This window comes from Streptomyces sp. ISL-43 (assembly GCF_018614195.1).
GTDB lineage: Bacteria > Actinomycetota > Actinomycetes > Streptomycetales > Streptomycetaceae > Streptomyces.
Genome location: NZ_JAGGOT010000012.1, coordinates 42,653 through 68,976, shown reverse-complemented (window position 1 = coordinate 68,976; position 26,324 = coordinate 42,653). Strand labels below are relative to the sequence as shown.

Below are 26,324 nucleotides of genomic sequence, written 5' to 3'. Positions count from 1 at the left end.
GCCGGAGCCGGATTCCTTGGGAGCGTAGCGTGACGGAAGTGTCGCGGTGCGCGAAGAGTACGGGATCGCGCGGGCCCGCAAAGGCGCCCCGACTCGCGCGGGCGACCCGGGACCGGCGCCTGGCGCACGGTCCCGGCGACTGCCACCGGGAAGACCGCGTCTCTCATCGGCTTCACTCTTTCACCGGAACTCCCCAGGTCAACGACCGCCTCGCCGGGTGACTGCGGTTTGCATGCCTCCCGCCGGCCCTTGCGGGATCAACTGCCAGCCCTCGCCCTGCCGTTCGACGAACCCCAGAGAGTGAAGTTCGTACAGTCTGCCGATGACTTCATCGGTGCCGGTGCCCGCCGCGAGGGCTACCGCCGCCACATCGGCGAGCCTCCCGGCCGGGAGGGCTTCGAGCACGCGGACGGTGCCGGGGTCCAGCAGGTCCCGGGCGATCACCGGGCCGCGCCGCTCCGGGGCCAGCTCGCCGATGGCTCCGACCAGCTCGATGACCTCCGCCGCGTCCGTGACCAGAGAGGCCTCCCCGCGCAGCAGCTCGTGCACACCGGCCAACAGCCCGCTCGTGGCCGGGCCGGGGACGCCCATGGTGCACCTCCCGAGCGCCTGCGCCCGCCGGGCGGTGACGAGGGACCCGCTGCGGTGGGCGGCCTCCACGACGACCGTGCCCCGAGTCAGGGCGGCGATGACGCGGTTGCGCAGGACGAACCGGCTCGGCGTGGGGTGGCTGCCGGGCGGCAGCTCCCCGAGCAGCAGCCCTTGGGCGGCGACCCGGCCGAGCAGTCCGGCGTGCCCGCGCGGATAGGGGACGTCCACCCCGCAGGCCAGCACGGCGGCAGTGGCACCGCCCGCGCCGAGGGCCCCGCGATGGGCCGCGCCGTCGATCCCGTAGGCGCCGCCCGATACGACCACCCAGCCGCGCTCGGCGAGTCCGGCGGCGAGGGACTGTGCCATGTGCGCCCCGTACGGGGTGCACGCGCGCGCCCCGACCACGGCCACCGAGCGCAGCGCCCAGGTCCTCAGGCTCGGCCGGCCCCGCACCCACAGCCCGAGGGGCCGGGCGTCGCCGAGCCCGTCGAGCTGGGTCGGCCACTCCGCCGACCCGGGACAGACGAACCGGCCGCCAGTCTCGGCGGCGGCCGCCAGATCCCGCCGGGGATCGGCCAGAGCGGCCCGCCTGCGGTATCCGGCCAGCCGCTCGGCGCCGACCCCGGCCGGCACCCCGGGCGCCGGTTCGGGCGCGGTCAGCAGCCGTATCAGCCCGACGGCCCCGTACTCGCGCAGCCAGCGCCCGCCGTGCGCGTCCCCGGGCTCCAGCACCCGGGTCAGCGCGGCCCGCGCGAGCACCTCGCCCCGCGCGCCCGCCTCCTCTCCGGGCGGCCGCCCGTCAGGCTGCTCCGGCCGCTCCGACCGCTCCGGCCCGGTCACGATCCGGACCCCATGGCCGCCGCCGCGCCGCGGGCGATTCCGGTACGCAGTTCCAGGGCGACGGCCACGTCCAGCGCGTCGGGGCGCTCACGCCCCCGCAGGTCCGCGACCGTCCAGGCGACCCGGAGCACCCGGTCCAGCCCCCGCGCGGTGAGCAGCCCGCGCTCCAGGTCCCGCTCCGCCAGGGCCAGCGCCCCGGGGCCGGCCTGCCAGCGGGTCCGCAGTTCGTGCCCGGGCACCTCGGCGTTGATCCGCCACGGGGTGCCCGCCAGCCGGGCCACCGCCCGGTCACGGGCTTCGCGCACCCGGTCGGCGACCACCGCCGTGGCTTCGCCGCGGCCGCCGCGCCCCAGCAGATCGGAGCGGGTGACCGGCTCGACCTCCACCCGCAGGTCCACCCGGTCGAGCAGCGGCCCCGACAGCCTTGCCTGGTAGCGCCGGATCACCGAGACCGGGCATTCGCAGCCGGTCCCGTGCAGGGTGTGCCGCCCGCAGGGGCAGGGATTGGCCGCGAGCACCATCAGGAACCTGGCCGGCAGGCGTACCACGCCGGCGGCCCGTGCGATGACCACGTGCCCGGCCTCGAGGGGCTGTCTGAGGGCGTCCAGGGCCTTGGTGCTGAACTCCGCGGCCTCGTCGAGGAAGAGGATCCCCTTGTGTGCCAGGGACACCGCCCCCGGCCTGGGCACACCGGCCCCGCCCCCGACGAGGGACTGCATGGTCGCCGAGTGGTGCGGGGCGCAGTACGGGGGCCGGGCGACGAGCGGTTCACCCGGCGGCAGGATTCCCGCGACCGAGTGGACGGCCGTGACCTCCAGTGAGTCCTGTCGGGTGAGCGGGGGCAGGATCCAGGGGAGCCGCTCGGCCAGCATCGTCTTGCCCGCGCCCGGCGGCCCGCTCAGGAAGAGGTGGTGTCCGCCGGCGGCGGCCACTTCCAGCGCGCGGCGCGCGGCGTGCTGTCCGGCGACGTCGGCCAGGTCGGGGAAGTCCCGCCCGTCCCGGTCCCGGGCCACCCCCGTGCCGAGTCCGGCGCCGGGGACGAGCAGCCCGGCCAGCATCGGGTCGGGCCTCCCCGGAGGATCCGGCGGGTCCTCCTCGGGGACCTCCCCACCGGTCAGCACCGCGATCAGCTGCCGCAGGCTGCGTACGCCCAGCACGGAGACGTCGGGGACGAGCATGGCCTCGGCCGCGCACTGCTGCGGGACCACGACCTGCCGGTATCCGGCCTCGGCGGCGGCGAGCACGGCAGGCAGGATCCCCCGGACGGGGCGCACCCGGCCGTCCAGGCCCAGCTCCCCGATGAGGACGAGATCGGCGATCACCGCGGGGTCGACCACCTCGGCAGCGCCCAGGACCGCGGCGGCCACCGCCAGATCGAAGCCGGCGCCCGACTTCGGCACGGAGGCCGGGCTGAGGCCCACGGTGAGCTTCTTCTGGGGCCAGGTGGCTCCGGAATTCACCACGGCCGCCCGGACCCGGTCCCGGCTCTCGATCAGGGTCTTGTCGGGCAGCCCCACCAGCGCGAAGGTCGCGATACCCGGTTCGAGGTCGGCCTGGACCTCCACCACTACGCCCTCGACGCCGACCAGGGCGACCGAGCAGGCACGCGCGAAGCCCATCAGGCCGCCCCCCTGATGTGCTCCACCACGGGCGCACCGCGCCGCGGCAGGAGGACTCCGACGAGGTCGATGCGCACGCCGCCCGGGGGCGGTCCGCCGTGGTCGGCGAGCCAGCGCCCGGCGAGCCGGCGCAATCGCTCGGCCTTGCCGGGCCGGAGGGCGGCCATGGGATGCTCGAACTCCCCCGCCCGCCGTGTCTTGACCTCGCACACGACGAGGGCGTCCCCGTCCCGGGCGACGATGTCGATCTCCCCGCTGCGGCACCGCCAGTTCCGTGCGATCACGGTCAGCCCGGCCTCGGTGAGCCGCCGCGTCGCGAGCTCCTCGCCGTACCGCCCCAATGCCTGCTGTGCCACGCCCTTCGCGTTCATCCGGCACCACCTCCACCGCCGACGGTCCCGCAACCCCGCCCGCCTTGTGGATCTTGGTGGACAACGAGGGCGTTGTGGATAACCCGCTCACCCCTGGGGGTGAACCGTCGGCGCCGCCTCAGGCGCCCGGAAGCTCGAGGTCGCTCTTGTTGAGCTCCTCGATGTTCACGTCTTTGAAGGTCAGCACCCGCACCTGCTTGACGAAGCGAGCCGGCCTGTACATGTCCCAGACCCATGCGTCGGCCATCGAGACTTCGAAAAAGACCTCCCCCTGGACCGAGTGCACCTGCATCTCGTAGTCGTTGGTGAGGTAGAAGCGACGTTCGGTCTCGATCACATACTTGAACAGCCCGACGACGTCGCGGTACTCGCGATAGAGCTTCAGCTCCATCTCGGTCTCGTACTTCTCGAGGTCCTCGGCACTCATGGCATGTTCCCCTTCAGCCGTGCGTCCCCCTATTGTGCGCCAGGCCCGTGCGCCCCTAAACGATTTGAGGGGCCAGGTTCACGGGCGCACCCGGAGGACCGTCGTCGAGCAGCGTGCGGAGCAGCTCTGCGAGTCTGGTCGGGTACACCGTCTCATGGGCCGCAAGAAGTTCCTCGGAGGTCCACCACCTGGCCCCGGAGACACTGCGCCGCTCCAGCTCGGTGAGCCCGCCGATCTCGGTCGCCGTCTGGGTGGTCCGGGCCAGGAAGTACCACTCGTCCTGTTCCCAGCGGCGCCCGTCGAAGGGGAACGAGCAGTAGCGGTGCCACAGCACCGGCCCCAGCTCCACCTCGGTGATCCCGGTCTCCTCGGCGAGTTCGCGCAGCGCGGCCTGCTCCCGGGTCTCGGACCCTTCCAGGCCGCCGCCGGGCGTGAACCACCAGTCGTCCGCCGCGTCCGACGGCTCGAAGCCGTGCAGCAGCAGGATCCGGTCCTCGGGGTCCAGCAGGACCACGCGCGACACCTTGCGCGGAACGCCGGCGCCGGCGCCTGCCCCGCCCGTCGCGTCAGCGGACACCGGCCCGCTCCCTCCTCCGCCCGCGGGTGAGAACCCGTACGACCGGCCCGTACACGGCTCCGAACAGCACCAGGGCCGCTCCGGCCACCACCGCCGCCACCTGGAGGCGCAGCGGCCCCACCCCGGAGATCCCGCCGGGCAGGGAGGCGTAGGTCCCCGGCCGCTCCAGCATCGACATGGAGGGCCACGCGAGGGCGTCGACCCGGCCCTTCACCGCCGACCGTGCCACCGTCCCCTGCCCGGCCTCCTGCAGGTGCGCCCGGGAGTCCAGCGAGGCGCCGCGCCGGTCGCCCAGCAGGAAGAGGTTGCCCTCGGGCACCGTCACCTCGAACGGGGTCCGCGAGGCGGAGCCGCCCGGCGCGTCCGCCACGTCGAGCTTCTCCTCCTCGATGTACGGCTCGTCCAACTCCTTGCCGTTCACGGTGAGCCGGCCGCCGTCGCCGCAGCACTTGACGGTGTCCCCGCCGATGCCCACGACCCGCTTGACCATCGGCGAATCGCTCCACAGGTCGTCCTTGAAGACGACCACGTCCCCGCGGCGCACCTCGCCCCCGTCGATGCGCTGTGCCAGCACCCGGTCCCCGGGCTTCACCGTCGGCACCATCGAGTCGGTCGGCACCGTGTAGGGCTGGTACACGACGGCTCCCCACACGAACCCGCCAAGGAAGAGCACAAAGCCGATGGCCACGGCGATTCCCGACAACATGTTGCCGAAGCCGCCGCGGCCATCGCCGTCACCTGCTCGTATTGCTCGTTTTCCGCCCATTGGAGCGCCCCCACCCTCGGAGATCGTCGACCTGGGCGGCACCCTACCTGCCGGTACGCCCGGCAGTCAGCCTCCGCCTGCGCCACAGCACGACCGGAACCGCTCCGGCGAAGCCGAGGGCGGCCGGGCCGAGCCCGACCGGAGCCAGTCCGGAGGCCCCGAGACCGAGCGCGGTGGCCGCGGCCTGGGTGCCGATGCCCGGCTGGTCGAAGGTCTCCGGGACCGGCAGCGTGGACCAGCGGGTGACCGGCCACGCGACGACCACGGCACGCCCGACGACTTCGTCGACGGGCACGAAGCCGTGGGTCTCGTCCTGCTGGTGCCAGCGGGAGTCCTGGGAGTTCTGCCGGTGGTCGCCCATCACCCAGATCTTGCCCTTGGGCACCGTGAGCGGGCCGAAGGGGAAGTCGTCGCAAGGGGTGTTGCCGGGGAAGATGTACGGCTCGTCGAGCTCCTTGCCGTTGACGACGACCGGTCCGCCCTTCTTGCATTCGACCGTGTCACCGCCGATCGCGATCGTCCGCTTGATCAGGTCCTTCTCCTCGGCGGACGGCATCAGGCCGATCCAGAAGAGGACCTTCTGCGCGATGTTGGGCTCCGGGGCGGCCTCCCCGCTCAGCCAGTTCGCGGGATCGTGGAAGACCACGACCTCCCCACGATCGGGCTCGGAGCCGAACCACGGCGTCAGCTTGTCCACGAGCACCCGGTCGCCCCGCTGCAGGGTGTTCTGCATCGAGTCGGAGGGGATCGAGAACGCCTGCACCAGGAAGGTCTTGATCAGCAGAGCGAGCAGCAGGGCGATACCGACCAGGAGCGGCAGCTCCTTCCAGAACGAGCGGTGCGGGCGCTTGACGGCGCCGTCGGCCTTCGCGTCGCCGTCCTTCGCATCGCGCTCGACGGCATCGCGCTCGACGGCGTCGTCCGGCCGCTCTTCACCTTCATCGCGTCCGGACCGTGCGCCTACCGCCACATCCCCCACATCCACTCCTCAGTCGGAAATCGGAAATCCGCCCATGCCGGATCGGGCACGGGCCCTCCCCTCCCCTAACGAGCGGGAGTTCCCAAAGGCGCGGGAGACCGAGGACACACTATGCGAACGACGCGCCCCGTCGGCGCCGACGGGGCGCGCGGCGTCCGGCGCGCGCCTGGTCGGGCACCATGCGGAAGGTGGCGGGCTGTTCCAGCCGGTGCCAGTGCCCGAAGGGCCAGGCGATCACCACGGCTTGGCCGACCACGTCCTTCTCGTCGATCGTGCCCTGGAAGGGCTCGTCGAGGTGGTAGCGGGAATCGGCCGAGTTCGCCCGGTGGTCGCCCATGACGAAGAGCCGCCCGGCGGGCACGTGCACCTCGAAGCGGATTTCCGAAGGCACGTTCCCCGGGTTCAGGTACGGCTCGTCCAGCGGCGATCCGTTGACGCTGACCCGGCCCCGGGCGTCGCAGCACTTGACGGTGTCCCCGCCGACTCCGATGGCCCGCTTGATCAGGTCCTGTTCGTCGGCCGAGGGCAGCAGGCCGATGAAGGTGAGGGTCTGCTTGACCTGCTTGACCCCCACCGGATCCGGTGCCGGGCGGGCGATCTCGCCGCCGAGCCAGTCCCCGGGGTCCTTGAACACGACGACCTCGCCACGCTCGACCTTGGCGCCGAACCACGGGGTCAGCTTGTCCACCAGGACCCGGTCGCCGATCTGGATCGTCTGCTCCATGGAGCCCGACGGGATGAAGAACGCCTGCACCAGGAAGGTCTTGAGGATCAGCGCGATGCACAGCGCGACCACCACGAGCAGGGGCAGCTCCCCCACCCGGCGGGTACGGCGCCTGCGCCGGACCCGGCGGGCCAGCCGGCGCCGCTCGGCACGGCCGCCGGCCTCCGCCGGGCCGCCACCGACCGCGTCCTCGGGCTCCGGGTCGGCGCCGGCGTCCTCGTCCCAGTCGCCTCTCGGGCGCCCCCGGCTACCCACGTCCGCCGCCCGCCGAGTCCACGACGCCCCAGCGCGAAACAGGCCAGCCGATCCAGTCGGCCCGCCCGATCACCTTCTCCACCGGCACCATCCCCCCGCCCGGTTCGCCCAGGTGGTCCCGGGAGTCCCGGGACTGGGAACGATGATCACCCATGACCCACAGGGTCCCAAGGGGTACGACGATCCGGAAGGGCACTCTCGACCCCGAGTCGCCGGGGAACAGGTACGGCTCCTCCAGCGGGACGCCGTTGACCTTGATCCGGCCGTTCTCGTCGCAGACCACGTCGTCTCCGCCCACGCCCACGACCCGCTTCACGAAGTCGGTGTCCGAGGGCTCGGCGAGCCCGAGCGCGGAGGCCGCGCCGTGCAGGGCGTCGCCGACCGGATTGCCGTCCGGGCCCTGCGGCACGAAGGAGCCCGTGCCGTCGAAGACCACGACGTCGCCGCGCCGGGGCTGGTCGCCGAAACGGTACGCCAGCTTGTTGACCAGCACCCGGTCGCCGACCTCGAGCGTCGGCTCCATCGAGCGGCTCGGGATCAGGAAGGGCTGGAGCACGAAATTGCTGAGCAGCAGCAGGAAGACGGTGCAGGCCACGCCCAGCAGACCGGCCCGGCGCCAGGTCAGCCACCCGCCCGCCCCGCCCGCGGCCGTCGCGTCCTGGCCCTCGCCCTGGCCCTCGTCCTGGCCCGCGGCCTCGCCCTGGCCGGCCTCGTCGCCCTGGCCCGCCCCGTCATCGGCGCCCGTGGAGCCGCCGTCGGAAAACGCGAAACGCGGCCGCCCCTCCCCCTCGTCGGGGGAAGAGTGGCCGCGCTGCGTGTGAGGTGCTTCGGTGTCCATCGGGGGCGAGCCTATCCGGCCTGCCCCGGAACCCCGAGAGCAGATCAGCGGTCGCGCTTCTCCTTGATCTTCGCGGCCTTGCCGCGGAGCTCACGGAGGAAGTACAGCTTGGCGCGACGCACGTCACCGCGGGTGACGAGCTCGATCTTCTCGAAGATCGGGGAGTGGACCGGGAAGGTACGCTCCACGCCGACGCTGAAGGAAACCTTGCGGACCGTGAAGGTCTCGGAGACGCCGGCGCCCTGGCGGCGGATGACGACACCCTTGAACTGCTGGATACGGGAGCGGTTGCCCTCGATCACGCGGACGTGCACGTTGACCGTGTCACCCGGGCGGAAGGCCGGGACGTCCGAGCGCAGCGTGGCGGCGTTGACGCCATCGAGCAGGTGAGACATGTGATTCGTCTGCTTTCTTCGCACGACGCCACAGGCCGCCGGTGCGGGGTTTCCGTAGAGAATTCGGGAGCTGCGGGACTCGCGGACGACTGTCCCCCTGTGGCAGGGGCGTACACGAGCACACAGCAGCCGCCTATTCTTCCACGGCCTGCGGCCTACGCCAAAATCGGCCGTCGGCCGTCGGCTTCCAGCCGAGGATGCTCAGCAGCTCACGGTCCTTCTTGTCGAAGGCGGAGGCCTCGCAGCGCTCGATCAGATCCGGGCGGTTGCTCGCGGTGCGGCGGAAGGCCTCGTCCCGGCGCCACCGGGCGATCTTCCCGTGGTGGCCGCTGACCAGCACGTCCGGGATGCCGTGGCCGCGCCACTGCGGGGGCTTGGTGTAGACGGGCCCTTCCAGCAGGTTGGCCATGTCGCCGGGCGCGAAGGAGTCGTCGCGGTGCGATTCGGCGTTGCCGAGCACCCCGGGCAGCAGCCGGGCCACGGCCTCGGTCACGACCAGGACGGCCGCCTCGCCGCCGGCCAGCACGTAGTCGCCGATGGAGACCTCGTAGACCGGGATCCGGGTGGCGTACTCGTCCATGACCCGGCGGTCGATGCCCTCGTAGCGGGCCGGGGTGAAGATCAGCCACGGGCGCTCGGAGAGCTCGACCGCCAGTTCCTGGGTGAACGGACGGCCGCTGGGGGTGGGTACGACCATGACGGGCCCGTGCGCGCCCGCCTCGTAGCCGTCGGCCAGCGCCGCGTCGAGGGCCTCGCCCCACGGCTCGGTCTTCATGACCATGCCGGGGCCGCCGCCGTACGGGGTGTCGTCCACCGTGTTGTGCCGGTCGTACGTCCAGTCCCGCAGGTCGTGGACGTGCACGTCGAGCTGCCCGCGCGCCCGCGCCTTGCCGACCAGGGAGACGTTGAGCGGCTCCAGGTACTCGGGGAAGATCGTGACGACGTCCAGCCGCATCAGGCTTCGTCCCCGGAGCCCTGGGAGTCCTCGTCTCGTGTCGAGTCGACGACCGCTTCGCTCTCGTCGATCAGCCCGGGCGGCGGGGTGATGACGCAGCGCTGCTCCTCCAGGTCGATCTCGGCGACGATCTCCTCGACGAAGGGGATCATCACCTCGGAGCCGTCCGGCCGCTCGACGATGAAGAGGTCCTGCGAGGCCAGGTGCGAGATCTCGGTGATCCGGCCGATCTCGGTGCCGTCGGCGAGGACCACGTCCAGGTCCATCAGCTGGTGGTCGTAGTACTCGTCGGGCTCCTCCGGCAGCGCCGCCGGGTCCACTTCCGCGATCAGCAGGATGTTGCGCAGCGCCTCGGCGCCGGTGCGGTCCTTGACGCCCTCGAAGCGCAGGAGCAGCCTTCCGCTGTGCACCCGGCCCGTCTCGATGGTCAGCGGTCCCGCCGACGCCGGCTCGGTCTGGAGCACGGCACCGGGCCCGAGCCGCAGCTCGGGCTCGTCGGTCCGCACCTCGACGGTGACCTCACCCTTGATCCCGTGGGCGCGGCCGATCCGCGCGACTACCAGCTGCACTGTGTGTCTCTCCTGTTCAGACGACGACGGGCCGGGGCGGGCACAATGCCCTCCCCGGCCCGTGCCGGTGATTCAATCCTGCAATGGACTCAGCGGACCTGGTCCACGTCGACGAGGTCGACGCGGATCCCCCGGCCGCCGATGGCGCCCACGACGGTACGCAGAGCACGTGCGGTGCGGCCGTTGCGGCCGATCACCTTGCCGAGGTCGTCGGGGTGAACCCGAACCTCGAGCACCTGCCCGCGACGCAGGTTGCGCGAGGCGACCTGCACTTCGTCGGGGTTGTCCACGATGCCCTTCACGAGGTGCTCAAGAGCCTCCTCGAGCATGCTCAGGCCTCGGTCGACTCGGCGGTCTCGGCCTCAGCCTCGTCCGCCTTCTTGTCGGCCTTCTTCGCCTTCTGGGTGATGGCTTCGCCCTTGCCCTCGCCGATGCCCTCGAGGGCCTTGGCGAACTCGTCGAAGGTGCGACGCTTGCTTTCCTTCGTCTCCGGCTGGAGCAGCGGCGCGGGGGCCGGGAGGCCCTTGTGCGCCTGCCAGTCACCGGTGAGCTTCAGGATGGCGAGCACAGCCTCGGTGGGCTGGGCGCCGACCGACAGCCAGTACTGCGCACGCTCGGCGTTGACCTCGATGCGCGACGGGTTGTAGGTCGGGTGGTACAGACCGATCTCTTCGATCGCGCGACCATCGCGGCGGGTGCGCGAGTCGGCGACGACGATGCGGTAGTGCGGCTGGCGAATCTTGCCGAGGCGCTTGAGCTTGATCTTGACTGCCACTGGAGTGGTGTCTCCTGAACTTGACGTGGTTGGGCACATGAGATGCCACGTGGGGTTGCGGTACTCGGGTGCCCGATGGACGCGTCAGCCGGAGGAGAGAGGGGTCCTATGCGACTGTCGAGTACAGCTAGCCATTGTGCCACATGCCCGGGGCACCCCGTCCGCCCCGGTCAGGAAGCGGCGGCGGACACCGCGATGTCGGGAATGCGGAACGGCTTCATGCAGCCGCCGCACACGATCGGGGCCTGGGCCAGCACGGAGGGGACCACCCGCACGTTGCGCCCGCAGTCGCAGACCGCCTTGACCCGGACACCGCCGCCGGAGGATCCGTGCCGGGCGGCAGGACCGCGGAAGCTGCGCTTGGTGTCGGCGGACGTCGCGACCGTGTGGGCCTTCAGCGCTCGCTGGAGGCGCTCCATCGTGGGGCGGTAGCGCGTCTTGGCCTCCGGGTTGAGCGAGACCAGCGAGAAGCCGCTGCTCGCGTGCGGCTCGTCGGCGTGGTCCAGGCCCATCTCCTCGGCGATCGCGAGGAACCTGCGGTTGTGGTAGCGGCCGGCGCGCGAGGTGTCACGCACTCCGCGTGCGGCGGCGATGCCGTGGACTGCCTCGTGCAGCAGTCGCTCGAAGGAGAGCTCGGCGCCGCAGGCGGACGAGGACTCTCCGATCAGGGACTCGGGCGCGGCAAGGTCAGGCAGCTCGGAGTGGTACCGCTGAATATCGGCCCACGCCTGCGCCAGCTCTGCGGCGAGGACAGGTGGTGTCGTGCTCACGTCGTGACAACGAGCCGGGGTGCCCCGGTGTTCCGATTCCGGGCCATTCCAAATTTTTTGCACGTACCAGTCAGTTCAGTCTGATGCGTCCCGACGAGGACGGGTGCGCAGATCTCAGGAGGAGTCGGTACGTAACGAGGGCTATCGACAACACGGCCCCGGCGCGCGGCGCGAGCCGCACGCCGGGGCGTGAGATGCCGTCAGCCGGACCGGCTAGTACGAGCGGGCGACGATGGCGAGGTTGCCGGGGGTGTCGTCCGCCTCCGGAACCGACCCGTCCGCGGCGACGAGGCAGCGTACGGAGACGGCCTGCTCGGCGAGCTTCGCCTCGCCCTCGGGGCCCAGGTCGGCCCACGGGATGCGCGCCCAGCCGCCGGCGATGGCGGCCTCGGCGGCCTCCTCGATGGTGGCGACGTCGGACGTACGGGACTCGCGGCGCTCGCGGGACTCTCGCAGCAGCTGCGCCTGGTCCTCCTCCAGCACCTTGGGCAGCAGGGCGGCGAGGTCGGCGATCTGCACGGCCTCCTTGCCGCCCGGGATCCGGCGGGCCAGCATCGCGGTGCCGGCCTCCAGGTCGCGGGGGCCGATCTCGACGCGGACCGGTACGCCCTTGAGCTCCCAGTCCACGGCACGGCGGCCGAAGGGGGTGTCGACGCGGTCGTCGATGAAGACCCGCAGGCCCGCGGCCTTGAGCTGGGCGCCCAGCTCGCGGACCTTCGCCACGGCCTCGTCGCCCTTGATCGCCATGACGACGACCTGGACGTGCGCGAGGCGCGGCGGGACCCGCAGGCCGTTGTCGTCGCCGTGCGACATGATCAGGCCGCCGACCATGCGGGTCGAGACGCCCCAGGAGGTCTGCCAGACGAGCTCCTGCTTGCCTTCCTTCGACAGGTACTGCGTGTTGAAGGCCTTGGCGAAGTTGGTGCCGAGCTCGTGGCTCGTGCCCAGCTGCAGGGCCTTGCCGTCACCCATCATGCCCTCGAGGGTGAGGGTGTTGATGGCGCCGGCGAAGCGCTCCTTGGCGGTCTTGCGGCCGAGCACGACGTCGATGCCGAGCACGTTCGTCATGAAGTCGCCGTAGACGTCGCGGTGGATGCGCGACGCGTAGTCGCGGGCGTCCTCGTAGGAGACGTGGGCCGTGTGGCCCTCCTGCCAGAGGAACTCGCTCGTACGGAGGAACACGCGCGGGCGCATCTCCCAGCGGACCACGTTCGCCCACTGGTTGATCAGCAGGGGCAGGTCGCGGTAGCTCTGGACCCACTTGGAGAAGTATTCGTTGATGATCGTCTCGGAGGTGGGCCGGACGACGACCGGCTCGTCGAGCTCCTTGCCGCCGCCGTGCGTGACGACCGCGAGCTCGGGGGCGAAGCCCTCTACGTGCTCGGCTTCCCTGGTCAGGTACGACTGCGGGATGAACAGCGGGAAGTACGCGTTCTGGGCGCCCGCGTCCTTGATGCGCGCGTCCATCTCCTGCTGCATCCGCTCCCACAGCCCGTAGCCGTACGGTCGGATGACCATGGTGCCGCGTACCGGACCGTTGTCGGCCAGCTCGGCCTTGTTGATCAGATCCTGGTACCAGCGGGGGAAATCCTCCGCCTGGGGGGTGAGAACGGGTGCCTTTGCCATGGCGCGAATGGTACGGCGCCCGGCGTGCCGAGCGTGAATCGGGTGTGAATCGGGTGGCGCGCTCCTCTGGACGCGAGGGCGAATCGGGAGTTCCCTGGCAACGGGGGCATGGGGGCGAAACGGAATCAGGAGCGCTCTTTCGATGACACCGACGCCGACGGCGACGCTTGTCGCCCGGGACTGGGCGGAAATCCAGGAACGGATGCTGGTACCGCTGTACGAGGCGGTCTACGACCGGCTGGAGGTCGGGCCGGGCGACCGGCTGCTGGGCCTCGACTGCGGGGCCGGGCTGCCGCTGCTGCTGGCCTCGGGGCGGGGAGCCCTGGCCACGGGTGTGGAGGCGGATCCCGCGCGGCGGACGCTGGCGCGGGAACGGCTGCTGGAGGTGCTGGCGGCCCCGCCGGCGCCCGTGGTGCCGTACGACGTGCTGCTGGCCTTCTCGCCCGCTCCGGGCGCCCTGGCGGCGGCCCTGCCGGCGCTGCGCAGGCCCGGCGGGGTGGTGGTGCTGGCCGACTGGGGCCCCATGGAACGGTGCACGGTGCCGTCGGTCCTGGGCGGCGGGCCGGTGGCCCGCGACCTGGACGCGGTGGCGGCCGCCGCGGGACTGGTGCCGGACGGTTCGGGCAGGGTGTTCTGCCCCTTCGGGTACGCGGACGTGGACAGCGCGGTACGGGGGCTGCTGTCGACCGGGCTGTACGACGGCTCGGCCGATCCGGTCCTGACGGAGAAGGAGTTGGCCGAGGCACTTCACCCGTACGAGCGGGGTGATGGGGCCGTGTGGCTGCCGAACATCTTCCGGTACGTGATCGCCCGGACGGCGTAACGGCGGCCGCCGGCAAGGACTTCGCCGAAGCCGGGGCGGGCCGGAGGATCCGGTTCCGCCCCGGCTTCGCGGTCACTTGTGCAGACGCGTGATGCCCGCCGCCTCGTAGGCGGCGGCTTCGTCCAGGGTCTCGTTCGCCATCAGGGCCTGCGCGAGCGCGTCCAGCTTGTCGCGGTTCTCGCGCAGCAGGCGGCAGGCCTCCACGTAGCACTCGTCGACGATGCGCCGCATTTCGTGGTCCACCGCGTCGAGGGTGGCGGGGGCCGCGGCGAGGCCGTAGGGGCCCTGGCCGTCCGCGGGGATCGCGGTGAGGCGGCCGATGCGCTCGCTCATGCCCCAGCGGCCGACCATGCCCCGGACGATGTTGGTGACCTGTTCGAGGTCGTTCTCCGCGCCCGTGGTGATGACGTCGTAGACGACCTGCTCGGCAGCCATGCCCCCGAGCGCCCCGATGATGCGGCCGCGCAAGTACTCCTCGGTGTACGCGTACCGGTCCGCGTCCGGGGTGGAGAGGGTGACGCCGAGCGCCCGCCCGCGCGGAACGATGGTGATCTTGCGTACCGGGTCGGCGCCCGGCTGCAGCATGCCCAGGAGGGCGTGGCCGCTCTCGTGGTACGCCGTGCGCAGGCGCTCCTCGTCCGGCATGACCAGCGGCCGTTCCGCGCCGAGCTGGACCTTTTCCAGCGCGTCGGAGAGGTCCGCCTGGGTGACTTCCGCCTGCTGGCGCTTGACGGCGAGCAGGGCGGCCTCGTTGGCCAGGTTGGCCAGTTCGGCTCCGGTCATGCCCGGCGTCGTACGGGCCACCTGGGCCAGGTCGACGGCGGCCGCCAGCGGGATGTCCCGGGTGTGGATCCGCAGGATGGCTTCCCTGCCGGCCTTGTCGGGCGGGGAGACGACGACGGTGCGGTCGAAGCGGCCCGGCCGGGTCAGCGCCGGGTCCAGGACGTCGGCCCGGTTGGTCGCGGCGAGGACGACCACGCCCTCGGAGCCGGAGAAGCCGTCCATCTCGGTGAGGATCTGGTTGAGGGTCTGCTCGCGCTCGTCGTGGCCGCCCATGGCCGCGCCGCCGCCGCGCACCCGCCCGATGGTGTCGATCTCGTCGATGAAGACGATCGCGGGGGCCACTTTGCGCGCCTCGGAGAACAGTTCGCGCACCCGGGACGCGCCGACGCCGACGATCATCTCGATGAACTCGGAGGCCGAGGCGGAGAAGAAGGGCACGCCGGCCTCGCCCGCGACGGCTCGCGCGAGCAGGGTCTTGCCGGTGCCGGGCGCACCGGCGAGCAGGACGCCGCCGGGCATGCGGGCGCCCATCTTGCGGTACTCGTCGGGGTTCTTGAGGAAGTCCACGACGTCGTTGAGCTCGCCCTCGACCTCGTCGATTCCGGCCACGTCCTCGAAGGTCGTGCGCTTGGCGCCCTCCAGCTCCACCGGTTTCGGCGGCGCCTTGCGGCCCAGTCCGCCCATGGCCCCGCCCATCCCGGCGCTCATCCGGCGGGCGATGAAGACCCACAGGAGGACCAGGAGCAGCATCGGGGCGAGGGAGAGCAGCAGGTTGGCGAGGAAGCTGCGCTGTTCGACGACCGGGGAGGCGGTGACGACGACGTTCTGCTTGGTGAGGTCGGCCCACAGGTCGTCGTCGGCGAAGGCCGGGCGCTGGGAGACGAATTTGGTGTAGTCGCCCTTCGCGCCGTCCGGCTTGGGCTGCTTGGTCTTCAGCTGCCCCTGGATGGCGTCGCCCTTGGCGTAGATCTTCGAGACGTTGCCGGCGGCGACCTGCTTGCTGAACTCGGTGTACGAGATGGTCGGCTCGTCGCCGTCGTTGAAGAAGGAGAGGACCAGGTTGGTCACCAGGTAGACGATCAGGGCGGCGAGGATCAGGCCTCGCCAGCCGCCCGGCATCTTCTTCTTGGGCGGCGGGGCGGGCGGTGCGCCTTCGGAGCGCCAGGGCGTATCGGCCCGGTCGCGGGGCGGTACGGGGGTGGGGCTTGGCACGTGGCCTCCTTCTGCCGTCCTCCCGGCCGACCATAAGCGACAAATGGGACCGTCGCTCGGGTGCGCGCCTCCGACCGGGGTGCCCGGCCGGAATGTCCCGGGGTGCGCCCGGCCCGGACACGGCGAAGGGCCCCGACACCCGTCGGGGCCCTTCGCCGCACCTGCGTGCCTACTTCATGAACTTCTTGAACTCGTCCGGGAGGTCGAAGTCCTCGCCGGCCTGACCGCCACCCGCCGGAAGGCCGAACGGGTTGCCGCCGGCGGCGGGCTCGACCGCCTGCGGACCGGCCTCGCGGCGCGCGGCCGCCGCGGCCTCCTCTTCCCTGCGCTTCATCGGGTTGCCGCTCTTGCGCTTGCCCTTGGCCTGCTTGACCTGCTTCTTCTGCCGGCCGGGGCCGCCGCCCATCCCGGGGATGCCGGGCATGCCCGGCATGCCGCCGCCCTGGGCCATGCGGGACATCATCTTGCGGGCCTCGAAGAACCGCTCGACGAGCGACTTGACGGCGCTGACCTCGACACCGGAGCCCTTGGCGATACGGGCGCGGCGCGAGCCGTTGATGATGTGCGGGTCATGGCGCTCGGCCGGGGTCATCGACTTGATGATCGCGGCGGTGCGGTCGACGTCGCGCTCGTCGATGTTGTTGATCTGGTCCTTGATCTGCCCCATGCCGGGCAGCATGCCGAGCAGCTTGGAGATGGAGCCCATCTTGCGGACCTGCTCCATCTGCGCCAGGAAGTCGTCGAGCGTGAACTCCTTGGGGCCCTTCGCCAGCTTGGCCGCCATCTTCTCGGCTTCGGCCTGGCTGAAGGTCTTCTCGGCCTGCTCGATGAGGGTGAGCATGTCACCCATGTCGAGGATCCGGCCCGCCATGCGGTCCGGGTGGAAGGCGTCGAACTCGTCGAGCTTCTCGCCGTTCGAGGCGAAGATGATCTGCTTGCCGGTGACGTGCGCGATGGAGAGCGCGGCACCGCCTCGGGCGTCGCCGTCGAGCTTGGAGAGCACGACGCCGTCGAAGCCGACGCCGTCGCGGAAGGCCTCGGCGGTGTTGACCGCGTCCTGGCCGATCATGGCGTCGACGACGAAGAGGATCTCGTCGGGGCTGACGGCGTCGCGGATGTCCGCGGCCTGGCGCATCAGCTCCTCGTCGATGCCGAGGCGGCCGGCGGTGTCGACGATGACGACGTCGTACTGCTTGGTACGGGCGTACTCGATGGAGTCCTTGGCGACCTGGACCGGGTCGCCGACGCCGTTGCCGGGGGCGGGCGCGTAGACGGCCACGCCGGCGCGCTCGGCGACGACCGAGAGCTGGTTGACGGCGTTGGGGCGCTGGAGGTCGCACGCGACGAGGAGCGGGGTGTGGCCCTGCCCCTTCAGCCACAGGCCGAGCTTTCCGGCGAGGGTGGTCTTACCCGCACCCTGGAGGCCGGCGAGCATGATCACGGTGGGCGCGGTCTTGGCGAAGCGCAGCCGCCGGGTCTCGCCGCCGAGGATGGAGACCAGCTCGTCGTTGACGATCTTGAGGACCTGCTGGCCCGGGTTCAGGGCCTTGGAGACCTCTTCGCCGCGGGCGCGCTCCTTGACGTTCGCGATGAAGGAGCGGACGACGGGGAGTGCGACGTCGGCCTCGAGGAGGGCGATACGGATTTCCCGCGCCGCAGCGTCGATGTCCTGCTCGGAGAGGCGGCCTTTGCCCCGGAGGGACTTGAAGGTCGCGCTGAGGCGGTCGGAAAGCGTATCGAACACGGTGGTCGCGATTCCTCGGGTCGGGGGCGGTGTGGTCGCCCCCAGGGTATCGGGCCGCGCCACCGGCCTGGCCCTGCGGGCCGCAATCCCCCACCCCGCCCTTTCCCCTTTCCCCGGGCTCCGCCCCGGACCCCGCGCCCCGAACGCCGGCGGGGCGGGAAAATCCGGCCCGTCCGGCGTTCGCGGACAGGGTCCGGCCCGCTACGCCAGGGTCGACTCGACCGACGCGGCCAAGGCCGCCGCGTCCGCGGGGTCCAGCGGTTTGCCGTCCACCGTGGTCACGTACAGCGTGTCCACCGCGTTCGCGCCGAGCGTGGAGACGTGCGCGCTGCGCACCCGCACTCCGGACGCCTCCAGCGCGCGGCCGATCCGGTGCAGCAGCCCGACCGCGTCGGGGGCTCGGACCTCCAGGACCGTGGCCAGCGTGGAAACCTCCGGGACCACCGTGACCCGGGGCGGCGGCGGGACGACACCGCGCCGGCGCGGATACGCCGCCTCGCGGTCCGCCAGCTTCGCCGGGACGTCGAGCGAGCCGTCCAGCGCCCGCACCAGGTCCGTGCGCAGCCGGGCCGCCTGGGGCAGGGACCCGTACTCCGCGGCCACCCGCCACCGCAGCACCAGTACCTCGCCCAGCCGGTCCGGGAGCTCCAGCGAGCGCAGGTCCGCCGCCCGCACCGTCAGGCGGTGCAGGGCCAGCACACCCGCCACCGCGGGCAGGACCCCCGGCTGGTCGGGGACGGCCACCACCAGCTCCACCCCGACCGCGTCCTCCTCCTGGCGGGCGTGCAGGGCCAGGACGGGCTCCCGGGTGCGCAGCGCCTCGACCGCGAGGCGTTCTTGTTCCGTCGTCGGGATCTCCAGCTCCGTCACCGCCGGCGCCGCACCCCGCAGCACGGCGGCGACCCGCGCGACCAGGTCCGCCACCAGCGAGCCCCGCCACGCGCTCCACGCCGCCGGCCCCGTCGCCAGCGCGTCGGCCTCCGTCAGCGCGTGCAGGATCTCCAGGGTGCCCGGCGAGCCCACGGCCTCCGCGACCGCCTTCACCGTCGCCGGATCGTCCAGGTCCCTGCGCGTCGCGGTGTCGATCAGCAGCAGGTGGTGGCGTACGAGCACGCCCAGCACGGCGACGTCCTCCGAGTCGAAGCCGACCCGCACCGCCACGTCGCGCGCGATCGTCTCGCCCGCCACCGAGTGGTCGCCGGGCCAGCCCTTGCCGATGTCGTGCAGCAGCGCGGCCATGAGGAGGAGGTCGGGGCGGCTCACCCGGCGGGTCAGTGCCGAGGCGCGCACCGCCGTCTCGACCAGGTGCCGGTCCACGGTCCAGGTGTGCACCGGGTTGCGCTGCGGCCGGCACCGCACCCGCTCCCAGTCGGGCAGCAGCTTGGTGATGATCCCCTCGGCCTCCAGCGCCTCCCAGACGGCCACCGTCGGCTCCCCCGCGCCCAGCAGGGTCAGCAGCTGCTCCCGGGCCTCGGCCGGCCACGGCACGGGCAGCGGCTTGGCCTGCGCCGCGAGCCTTCGTACGGCGTGCAGCGAGACGGGCAGTCCCGCCTGCGCTGCCGCCGCGCCGAACCGCAGCGGCAGCACGGGGTCGCGGTCCGGGCGCGCGGCCAGGGCGAGTACGGCCTCGCCGTCGGACTCCACGACGCCCTCGGCGAGCGGTGCCCGCTCGGAGACGGCGCCACGGGTGCCGAGCAGGCCCCGCAGCCGCGGTCGCGCGGACCGGGCCCGCAGCACGCGCCCGACCTCGCGCCAGGTCACGTCACCGGCGTACGAGACCACGCGCGCGGCCTCGTACACCTCCCTGAGCAGGGCGTCGGCGTCGAGCAGCCCCAGCTGCGCCGCGACCGGCGTCTGCTCCTGCAGGGAGAGCCGCTCGGTGGCGCGGCCGGTCACCAGGTGCAGGGCGTCGCGGGCGTCGAGCAGCCGGCGCCGGGCTTCGGTGAGGCCCTCGCGCGGGGCGTCCGCCAGCCACGACGCGGCGACGGCCCGCAGCGCGGTGACGTCGCGCAGGCCCCCGCGGGCCTCCTTGAGGTCGGGTTCGAGGAGGAAGCGGAGCTCGCCGGCGCGCTCCGCCCGCTCCAGGCACAGGGAGTGCAGCTGCGGGAGCCGCTTGGCGGCAAGGTTGCGCCAGTCGGCCAGGACGGAGGTGCGCAGTCCGGCGAGGAGTCCGACGTCGCCCGCGACGGGCCGGGCGTCCAGCAGCCCGAGGTGCACCTTGAGGTCTTCGGAGGCCGTCTTGCGGGCTTCCGCGGGGGTGCGGACCGAGTGGTCGAGGGCGAGGCCCATGTCCCAGACGGGGTACCAGAGCCGGTCGGCCAGGGCGGCCAGGGCGCGGGGTTCGGCCCTGCCGTCGTGGAGCAGGACCAGGTCGAGGTCGCTGCGCGGGGAGAGTTCGGCGCGGCCGTAGCCGCCGACGGCGACGAGGGTGGCGCCCCGCACGCCCGTCTCCCGTACGGCCGTGGCGAACAGCGCCTTCAGCCAGTCGTCGGTCAGGGCGGCCAGGGCGGAACGCCGGGAAGGCCCGGACCGCGACTCCTCCTGGAGGAGTCGCAGCCGGGCCGCGGCGTAGCCGCTGGGTCCCGAGCCGGCCGTGTTGTCGTCCGTGGTCTCTTCGACGCTCGTCACCCAGGAGCTCCCGTCCGTTTGGGCCTGTCCGGTCGATCGTGCCGGGCTCTACAGCGCGTCGGCTCCGCGCTCGCCGGTGCGGACCCGGATGACCGAGTCCACGGGGATGCTCCACACCTTGCCGTCGCCGATCTTGCCGGTCTGGGCGGCGTCGACGACGATCCGCATCACGTCCTCGGCGTCGCCGTCCTCGACGAGCACCTCGATGCGGATCTTCGGTACGAGGTCCACGGTGTACTCGGCGCCCCGGTAGACCTCGGTGTGGCCGCGCTGGCGGCCGTAGCCGCTGGCCTCGGAGACCGTGAGGCCTTGGACGCCGTACCGGTGCAGGGCTTCCTTGATCTCGTCCAGCCGGTGCGGCTTCACGATCGCGGTGATGAGCTTCATGCGTCAACCTTCTTGCTCGCGGCGGCAGCGGTGGCGGGTACGGCGGTGCTCCGGGAAGAGGAACCGCCGCCTGCCCCGCTGAAGTCGTAGGCGGTCTCGGCGTGCTCGACCTGGTCGATGCCGGAGACCTCGTCGTCCTCGGAGACCCGCATCCCGATCGTCTTGTCGAGGAGGAAGGCGAGCACCGCGGACGCCACGAGAGAGTAGGCGAGGACGGAGAAGACTCCGATGGCCTGCTTGCCCAGCTGCTCCAGACCGCCGCCGTAGAAGAGGCCGGCCGCGTCGGACTGGACACCGCCGGTGGCGAAGAGCCCGACGAGGAGCGAGCCGAGGACACCGCCGACCAGGTGGACGCCGATCACGTCGAGGGAGTCGTCGTAGCCGAACTTGTACTTCAGGCCCACGGCCATGGCGCAGACGACACCGGCGATGACGCCGATGGCGATCGCGCCGAGCGGGGAGCAGGAGCCGCCGGAGGGGGTGATGGCGACGAGGCCCGCGACCGCGCCGGAGGCGGCGCCCAGGGTGGTGAAGGAGCCGTGGCGCAGCTTCTCGTAGCCGAGCCAGGCGAGCATGGCGGCGGCGGTGGCGACCTGCGTGTTGACGAACATGACGGCGCCGACGCCGTCGTCGTTGCCGAGCCAGGATCCGGCGTTGAAGCCGAACCAGCCGAACCACAGGAGGCCGGCGCCCAGCATCACCAGCGGGAGGCTGTGCGGGCGCATCGGGTCCTTCTTGAAGCCGACGCGCTTGCCGATGACCAGGATCACGCCGAGGGCGGCGGCGCCGGCGTTGATGTGGACGGCGGTGCCGCCGGCGAAGTCGATGACGCCGAGCTCGAAGAGCCAGCCGCCGGCGCCCCACACCCAGTGGGCGACGGGGAAGTAGACGATGGTGACCCAGAGGGTGATGAACAGGGCCCACGCGCTGAACTTCACGCGGTCGGCCAGCGCACCGCTTATCAGGGCGGGGGTGATGATCGCGAACATCAGCTGGAAGACGGCGAAGACGTAGACGGGGATGGTGTAGCCGTCCCACAGCTCGGTGATGCCGATGCCGCTGAGTCCCACGTAGTCGGAGGTCCAGCCGATGAGGGAGCCGGAGTCGGCGCCGAAGGCGAGGCTGAATCCGTAGAGGACCCAGAGGATCGTGACGATCCCGAGGCTGATGAAGCTCATCATCAGCATGTTGAGGCTGCTCTTGACGCGGACCATGCCTCCGTAGAAGAAGGCGAGTCCCGGGGTCATCAGCATGACCAGGGCGGAGCAGATGAGCATGAACCCGGTGTTCGCGGCAGACAGTGTCGGGGCGTCTGCAGCGAGGGTCGTGATGGCTGATGCCATCGGCGTCTCCTCGTCGTCGGTACGTTCGCGTGCGGGCGATCGTGAAAACCTGGGCGGCGCTGGTTTTTGAATCAGGCCTGAGGGGGCCGGCCTGGGGGCTGGCCGGTTAATGGCCCTGAGATTCGCGCAGGCCGGTTTCCGGCGGCGCCGCTGGGTGTTTCGCGTCGATGACGAAGAGGTCCGGCGTGTTACGCGCCCATGAACGAGTGGTTCATGGACGCGCGTGCCGAAACCGGCCGCGGCGGTACCCGGAGGTCCTGGCTGGGGGAGCCTGATCGGGCTTCACGGGGTGACTGCCGCGGCCGGGGCCTGGGGGGCGGCCGCGAGGGCCGTCAGACGGCCTCCGCGGCTTCGGGGAGCCGGGAGGCGAGGTGGTCGGTCAGGCGCACCACGTCGGCGACGTCGCCGTACTCACGCGCGGCGGTGTCGACGGTCTTGCGCAGCCGGGTGTTGACCCGTTCGGACCGCACCTTTCCCGCCACGTCGAGGGCACGGCCGACGAGGACGGTGGCCTGCTCGGGCTCGCGCTGGAGCAGGTGCACGGTGGCCATGCCGATGAGGTTGAGCGCGTAGGAGCGCTGGTGCTCCTCGTCCTTCTCGAAGAGCTCGACGGCACGCTCCATGACCGGCTCGGCGAGGGAGGCGTACATGGGGCTGCGGCCGGCGACGTAGGCCAGGTCGCGGTACGAGTGGGAGTTCTCGCCGTTGAGCTCGGCCTCGGAGAAGAAGCGGATCCAGTCGGGTTCGGGCTCGCCGCCGAAACCGACGTCGGAGAAGGTGTCCTCGGCCATCCGCACGGCCCGCTTGCAGCGGCTGGGCTGGCCCATGTTGGCGTAGGCGCGCGCCTCCATCGCATACAGCATGGCCTGCGTACGGGGCCCCGCGCAGTCGCGGCTGCCGTACTGGGCGAGGTGGATGAGCTCCAAGGCGTCCTCGGGGCGGCCCAGGTGGATCATCTGGCGGCTCATGCTGGAGAGGATGTACGAGCCGAGCGGCTTGTCGCCGCCCTGCTTGGCGGCGTGCAGCGCGAGGACGAAGTACTTCTGCGCCGTCGGGTGCAGGCCGATGTCGTAACTCATCCAGCCGGCGAGCTCGGCGAGCTCGGCGGCGACCTTGAAGAGCCGCTTCATGATCGGGGCCGGGTGGTTCTCCTGGAGCAGGTCGGTGACCTCGTGGAGCTGGCCGACGACCGCCTTGCGGCGCAGTCCGCCGCCGCACTGGGCGTCCCACTGGCGGAACATCACGGTGGTGGCTTCGAGGAGGTCGACCTCGGACCCGGAGAGCCGGGGCGGCCGGTGGCCGCCGAGGGCGCCCGCCGGCCCCGCCTCGCGCGGCCCCGGGTCGGCGGCCGGGACCGGGACGAGCCAGCGCTGCATTGGCTCGATGAGGGCGGGGCCGGCGGAGAGGGCGAGCGAGGTCCCGAGGAAGCCGCGGCGGGCCAGCATCAGGTCGCTGCGGGAGAACTCGCCGAGCAGTTCGACGGTCCGCGGGCCCGCCCAGGGCAGGTCGACGCCGGAGACGGAGGGGGTCTGGTGGGCGGTGCGCAGGCCGAGGTGCTCGATGGCGACGACGGATCCGAAGCGTTCGGAGAACAGCTCGGACAGGATCCGCGGGACGGGCTCGCGGGGCTGTTCGCCGTCGAGCCAGCGGCGGACCCGGGAGGTGTCGGTGCTGATGTGGTGGGCGCCCATCTGGCGGGCGCGGCGGTTGACCTGGCGGGCGAGCTCGCCCTTGGACCAGCCGCTGCGCACGAACCACGAAGTCAGCTGCTCGTTGCGGGCGGTGGCCCCCTGCTCCGGCGCCTCGGCGGAGGACAGATCGGACTCCGCGTTCGTTCCGCTTGCGCCGTTGCCGCTCACTGGAACGCCCCCATCCCTCTGCGTCTTCGACACGAAACCGCGTCGGAGGCGGTGAGGGGACGGGTCTTCACAGGTCCTCCACACCTTGCCTCCGGCATACCCACGGATGGGCCTGCCTTCGCTCTTCGTGCACCGAAAGTAATCCTACGATCACCCCTTCGGCGAGGTCGATCCCGGAAACGCCACCATTCGCCACCCCTTCGAATGAACTCGCCACCGGCCAGGCGCGATTCACTTGACAGGAAGGCGAAACGGATCGGCTGGGCAGAGGTGCGCTCGGGGCGCGCGCGGCGAGGAGTGCGCCGGGCGCCCGACGGGCGGACCGGGCGGACCGGATGCCGCCCGGGCGCCTCGCCCGGCCGGCATCCGGTTGCGCCGACGTCGTAACCACCCGCACGTCCGACCCGTTGGAGGGGGCATGGGCATGGGCTTCACGATCGGCGGCAGCCGCGGCACCAAGGAGTTCCGTTCCGGCGCTCGGCGCCGGGGCCGGATGTCGGAGTGCACGGCGGTGGCGGAGTACACCGGACTGTGGGGCTGGGACGTGGTCCCGGGCGCCCGGGCCGCGGCGCCGGCGCGCGACTGCTCCTGCGGTCATACGAGTTGTGGCGCGCCGGGGGCGCATCCGCTGGCCCTCGCACCGACGGTGCCGGCCGGAGCCACCCTCGACGAGGTCACCGAGACCTGGAGCGAGTACCCGGGGGCGGCGGTGCTGCTCCCCGTCGGCCGCTCCTTCGACGTCATCGAGGTGGCCGAGGAGGCCGGGCGCCGGGCGCTGGTCCGCCTGGAGCGGATGGGCCTGCCGCTGGGCCCGGTCACCGCGACCCCCGACGGCCGCGCCCAGTTCTTCGTGGCCCCGGGTGCCGCGGACGGGCTGCCGCAGCTGCTGTACCGGATGGGCTGGGACGACGCCGGCCTCGATCTGCGCGCACTGGGCCACGGGGCCTACGTCACCGCCCCGCCGTCCGACTTCGCGGGTCACGGCCCGGTGAGCTGGCTGCGCACGCCGTCGCTGGACTCGGCCGGGGATCCACCCCAGGCCCGGCTCCTGCTCGGCACCCTCGCCTATCTCTGCCACCGGCTGCGGCGGGCCTAAGGGTGGCCTAAGGGCTGTCCCGGATCACGCGACAGCCCTTGGCTCCGCCTACGGCAGCGCCCCCGGGTCCGGTGGACCGCGGGGGCGCTGGGCGGCGTAGAGGCGTTTCGAACGCCCCGGGGGCTTCGGTCAGTCGCCGATCAGGGCGTCCACGAAGGCTTCCGGCTCGAAGGGCGCCAGGTCGTCCGCGCCCTCGCCGAGGCCGACGAGCTTGACCGGGACGCCCAGCGCGCGCTGGACGGCGATGACGATGCCGCCCTTGGCGGTGCCGTCGAGCTTGGTCAGGACGATGCCGGTGATGTCGACGACCTCCGCGAAGACGCGGGCCTGGGTCAGGCCGTTCTGTCCGGTGGTGGCGTCCAGGACCAGCAGGATCTCGTCGAGCGGGCCGTGCTTCTCCACGACGCGCTTGACCTTGCCGAGCTCGTCCATCAGGCCGGTCTTGGTGTGCAGACGGCCGGCGGTGTCGATGAGCACCACGTCGGCGCCCTCGGCGATGCCCTCCTTGACCGCGTCGTAGGCGATCGAGGCCGGGTCGCCGCCCTCGGGGCCGCGCACCGTGCGCGCGCCGACCCGGTCGCCCCAGGTCTGGAGCTGGTCGGCGGCGGCGGCGCGGAAGGTGTCGGCCGCGCCGAGCACGACGCTGCGCCCGTCGGCGACGAGCACGCGGGCGAGCTTGCCGGTGGTGGTGGTCTTGCCGGTGCCGTTCACGCCGACGACCATCACGACGGCGGGGGTGTCCACACCGCTCTCGGTTTTCACGGCGCGGTCGAAGTCGGTGCCGAGAAGCGCGACCAGCTCCTCCTTGAGCAGCGCGCGCAGATCGGCGGGGGTGCGGGTGCCGAGCACCTTGACCCGCTCGCGGAGCCGGTCCACCAGTTCCTGGGTCGGCGCGACACCGACGTCGGCGATGAGGAGGGTCTCCTCGATCTCCTCCCAGGTGTCCTCGTCGAGGTGCTCGCGGGAGAGCAGCGTGAGCAGCCCCTTGCCGAGCGAGTTCTGCGACCGGGCGAGGCGGGAGCGCAGCCGGACCAGGCGGCCGGCGGTGGGCTCGGGCACCTCGATCTCGGGGGCGGGCGGGGCCTCGACGACCGGGTCCTCGACCGCGACCGGCGATTCGAGGGCGGTCTCCGCGTCGGGAAGGGCGACCTCCTCGATCGTGCGGCGCGGCTCTTGCGCCGTCGGTGCGGCGTCCTCCCCCACCTGCGGTTCGGCGGGCGGGGCAGTGATGGTCGGCGTGCTGGGCGGCGTCGGGGGCAGCTGCTTCTTCTTGCGGCTGCTGACCACGAGCCCGCTGATCACGCCGACCGCGACCAGGGCGATGACTACGGCAAGGATGAGGATGTCTGTCATAACCCACCCAGTATCGGCC

The 26,324-nt window shown here is 72.1% G+C and carries 24 protein-coding genes and 1 pseudogene; 2 read left to right on the top strand and 23 right to left on the bottom strand.

The window, feature by feature from the left end; all coding sequences use genetic code 11:
- Positions 1 to 198: 198 nt before the first annotated feature.
- From dprA to proS, 16 genes and pseudogenes are all read right to left on the bottom strand, one after another.
- A complete protein-coding gene (dprA, locus tag J7F03_RS07530; protein ID WP_214947875.1) occupies positions 199 to 1,431 on the bottom strand; it encodes a DNA-processing protein DprA in 1,233 nt (410 codons plus the stop codon).
- Entirely contained in the window at positions 1,428 to 3,050 is a 1,623-nt protein-coding gene (locus tag J7F03_RS07525) for a YifB family Mg chelatase-like AAA ATPase (RefSeq protein WP_214947874.1), read from the bottom strand. Before J7F03_RS07525 ends, dprA begins: the two co-directional genes overlap by 4 nt.
- On the bottom strand, positions 3,050 to 3,421 hold the full coding sequence (locus J7F03_RS07520) for a YraN family protein (protein ID WP_214947873.1): 372 nt from the start codon (positions 3,419 to 3,421) through the stop codon (positions 3,050 to 3,052). The genes J7F03_RS07525 and J7F03_RS07520 overlap by 1 nt, the downstream gene beginning before the upstream one ends.
- A gap of 118 nt (positions 3,422 to 3,539) precedes the next feature.
- A complete protein-coding gene (locus tag J7F03_RS07515) occupies positions 3,540 to 3,848 on the bottom strand; it encodes a DUF2469 domain-containing protein (protein ID WP_214947872.1) in 309 nt (102 codons plus the stop codon).
- Between the two features lie 55 nt (positions 3,849 to 3,903).
- The gene (locus tag J7F03_RS07510) at positions 3,904 to 4,425 is read right to left on the bottom strand and encodes an NUDIX hydrolase (protein WP_214947871.1); all 522 of its coding nucleotides are present in this window, start codon (positions 4,423 to 4,425) and stop codon (positions 3,904 to 3,906) included.
- Positions 4,415 to 5,191, bottom strand: a complete 777-nt coding sequence (lepB, locus tag J7F03_RS07505; RefSeq protein WP_214947870.1) for a signal peptidase I — start codon at positions 5,189 to 5,191, stop codon at positions 4,415 to 4,417. Before lepB (J7F03_RS07505) ends, J7F03_RS07510 begins: the two co-directional genes overlap by 11 nt.
- Positions 5,192 to 5,234: 43 nt before the next feature.
- The gene (gene lepB, locus J7F03_RS07500; protein WP_214947869.1) at positions 5,235 to 6,161 is read right to left on the bottom strand and encodes a signal peptidase I; all 927 of its coding nucleotides are present in this window, start codon (positions 6,159 to 6,161) and stop codon (positions 5,235 to 5,237) included.
- Positions 6,130 to 7,149 (bottom strand): annotated as a pseudogene (lepB, locus tag J7F03_RS07495) (signal peptidase I). Before lepB (J7F03_RS07495) ends, lepB (J7F03_RS07500) begins: the two are co-directional and overlap by 32 nt.
- Positions 7,142 to 7,987 (bottom strand): signal peptidase I, encoded by an 846-nt coding sequence (lepB, locus tag J7F03_RS07490; protein ID WP_214947867.1) that lies wholly within the window; start codon positions 7,985 to 7,987, stop codon positions 7,142 to 7,144. The pseudogene lepB (J7F03_RS07495) and the gene lepB (J7F03_RS07490) overlap by 8 nt, the downstream one beginning before the upstream one ends.
- A 44-nt stretch (positions 7,988 to 8,031) precedes the next feature.
- Positions 8,032 to 8,382 carry a 50S ribosomal protein L19 gene (rplS, locus tag J7F03_RS07485; protein ID WP_214947866.1) on the bottom strand — a complete coding sequence of 117 codons (351 nt, stop codon included), beginning with the start codon at positions 8,380 to 8,382 and terminating at the stop codon, positions 8,032 to 8,034.
- Between the two features lie 133 nt (positions 8,383 to 8,515).
- Positions 8,516 to 9,337, bottom strand: coding sequence for a tRNA (guanosine(37)-N1)-methyltransferase TrmD (gene trmD / locus J7F03_RS07480; RefSeq protein WP_214947865.1), 822 nt, complete (start codon positions 9,335 to 9,337; stop codon positions 8,516 to 8,518).
- A complete protein-coding gene (gene rimM, locus J7F03_RS07475) occupies positions 9,337 to 9,906 on the bottom strand; it encodes a ribosome maturation factor RimM (protein WP_214947864.1) in 570 nt (189 codons plus the stop codon). The genes trmD and rimM overlap by 1 nt, the downstream gene beginning before the upstream one ends.
- Before the next feature lie 89 nt (positions 9,907 to 9,995).
- Entirely contained in the window at positions 9,996 to 10,235 is a 240-nt protein-coding gene (locus J7F03_RS07470; RefSeq protein ID WP_030011889.1) for an RNA-binding protein, read from the bottom strand.
- A 2-nt stretch (positions 10,236 to 10,237) separates the two neighbouring features.
- Positions 10,238 to 10,681 (bottom strand): 30S ribosomal protein S16, encoded by a 444-nt coding sequence (gene rpsP, locus J7F03_RS07465; RefSeq protein ID WP_214947863.1) that lies wholly within the window; start codon positions 10,679 to 10,681, stop codon positions 10,238 to 10,240.
- 170 nt (positions 10,682 to 10,851) lie between these two features.
- Complete coding sequence (locus J7F03_RS07460; protein ID WP_214947862.1) at positions 10,852 to 11,451, bottom strand: hypothetical protein; 600 nt, start codon at positions 11,449 to 11,451, stop codon at positions 10,852 to 10,854.
- Positions 11,452 to 11,664: 213 nt separating this feature from the next.
- Complete coding sequence (gene proS / locus J7F03_RS07455; RefSeq protein WP_214947861.1) at positions 11,665 to 13,077, bottom strand: proline--tRNA ligase; 1,413 nt, start codon at positions 13,075 to 13,077, stop codon at positions 11,665 to 11,667.
- Between the two features lie 142 nt (positions 13,078 to 13,219).
- Between proS and J7F03_RS07450 the strand changes: the two genes are divergently transcribed.
- Positions 13,220 to 13,900, top strand: coding sequence for a methyltransferase type 11 (locus tag J7F03_RS07450; RefSeq protein ID WP_251071557.1), 681 nt, complete (start codon positions 13,220 to 13,222; stop codon positions 13,898 to 13,900).
- A 72-nt stretch (positions 13,901 to 13,972) separates the two neighbouring features.
- Here the strand turns inward: J7F03_RS07450 and ftsH are convergent, their stop codons facing one another.
- The 6 genes from ftsH to J7F03_RS07420 all read right to left on the bottom strand — a co-directional run bounded on the left by ftsH (position 13,973) and on the right by J7F03_RS07420 (position 23,856).
- The gene (gene ftsH, locus J7F03_RS07445) at positions 13,973 to 15,895 is read right to left on the bottom strand and encodes an ATP-dependent zinc metalloprotease FtsH (protein WP_214947860.1); all 1,923 of its coding nucleotides are present in this window, start codon (positions 15,893 to 15,895) and stop codon (positions 13,973 to 13,975) included.
- A gap of 169 nt (positions 15,896 to 16,064) precedes the next feature.
- Positions 16,065 to 17,639, bottom strand: a complete 1,575-nt coding sequence (gene ffh, locus J7F03_RS07440) for a signal recognition particle protein (protein ID WP_214947859.1) — start codon at positions 17,637 to 17,639, stop codon at positions 16,065 to 16,067.
- Positions 17,640 to 17,840: 201 nt separating this feature from the next.
- Positions 17,841 to 20,267 (bottom strand): [protein-PII] uridylyltransferase, encoded by a 2,427-nt coding sequence (locus J7F03_RS07435; protein WP_214947858.1) that lies wholly within the window; start codon positions 20,265 to 20,267, stop codon positions 17,841 to 17,843.
- A 48-nt stretch (positions 20,268 to 20,315) separates the two neighbouring features.
- Positions 20,316 to 20,654 (bottom strand): P-II family nitrogen regulator, encoded by a 339-nt coding sequence (locus tag J7F03_RS07430; RefSeq protein WP_214947857.1) that lies wholly within the window; start codon positions 20,652 to 20,654, stop codon positions 20,316 to 20,318.
- Entirely contained in the window at positions 20,651 to 21,997 is a 1,347-nt protein-coding gene (locus tag J7F03_RS07425; RefSeq protein ID WP_214947856.1) for an ammonium transporter, read from the bottom strand. The genes J7F03_RS07430 and J7F03_RS07425 overlap by 4 nt, the downstream gene beginning before the upstream one ends.
- A 332-nt stretch (positions 21,998 to 22,329) precedes the next feature.
- On the bottom strand, positions 22,330 to 23,856 hold the full coding sequence (locus J7F03_RS07420; RefSeq protein WP_374104281.1) for a hypothetical protein: 1,527 nt from the start codon (positions 23,854 to 23,856) through the stop codon (positions 22,330 to 22,332).
- Between the two features lie 424 nt (positions 23,857 to 24,280).
- On the opposite strand from J7F03_RS07420, the gene J7F03_RS07415 reads away from it, so the two are divergent.
- Positions 24,281 to 24,952 carry a bifunctional DNA primase/polymerase gene (locus J7F03_RS07415; RefSeq protein WP_214947855.1) on the top strand — a complete coding sequence of 224 codons (672 nt, stop codon included), beginning with the start codon at positions 24,281 to 24,283 and terminating at the stop codon, positions 24,950 to 24,952.
- Between the two features lie 129 nt (positions 24,953 to 25,081).
- Here the strand turns inward: J7F03_RS07415 and ftsY are convergent, their stop codons facing one another.
- Positions 25,082 to 26,305, bottom strand: a complete 1,224-nt coding sequence (gene ftsY, locus J7F03_RS07410; RefSeq protein WP_214947854.1) for a signal recognition particle-docking protein FtsY — start codon at positions 26,303 to 26,305, stop codon at positions 25,082 to 25,084.
- Between the last annotated feature and the right edge of the window lie 19 nt (positions 26,306 to 26,324).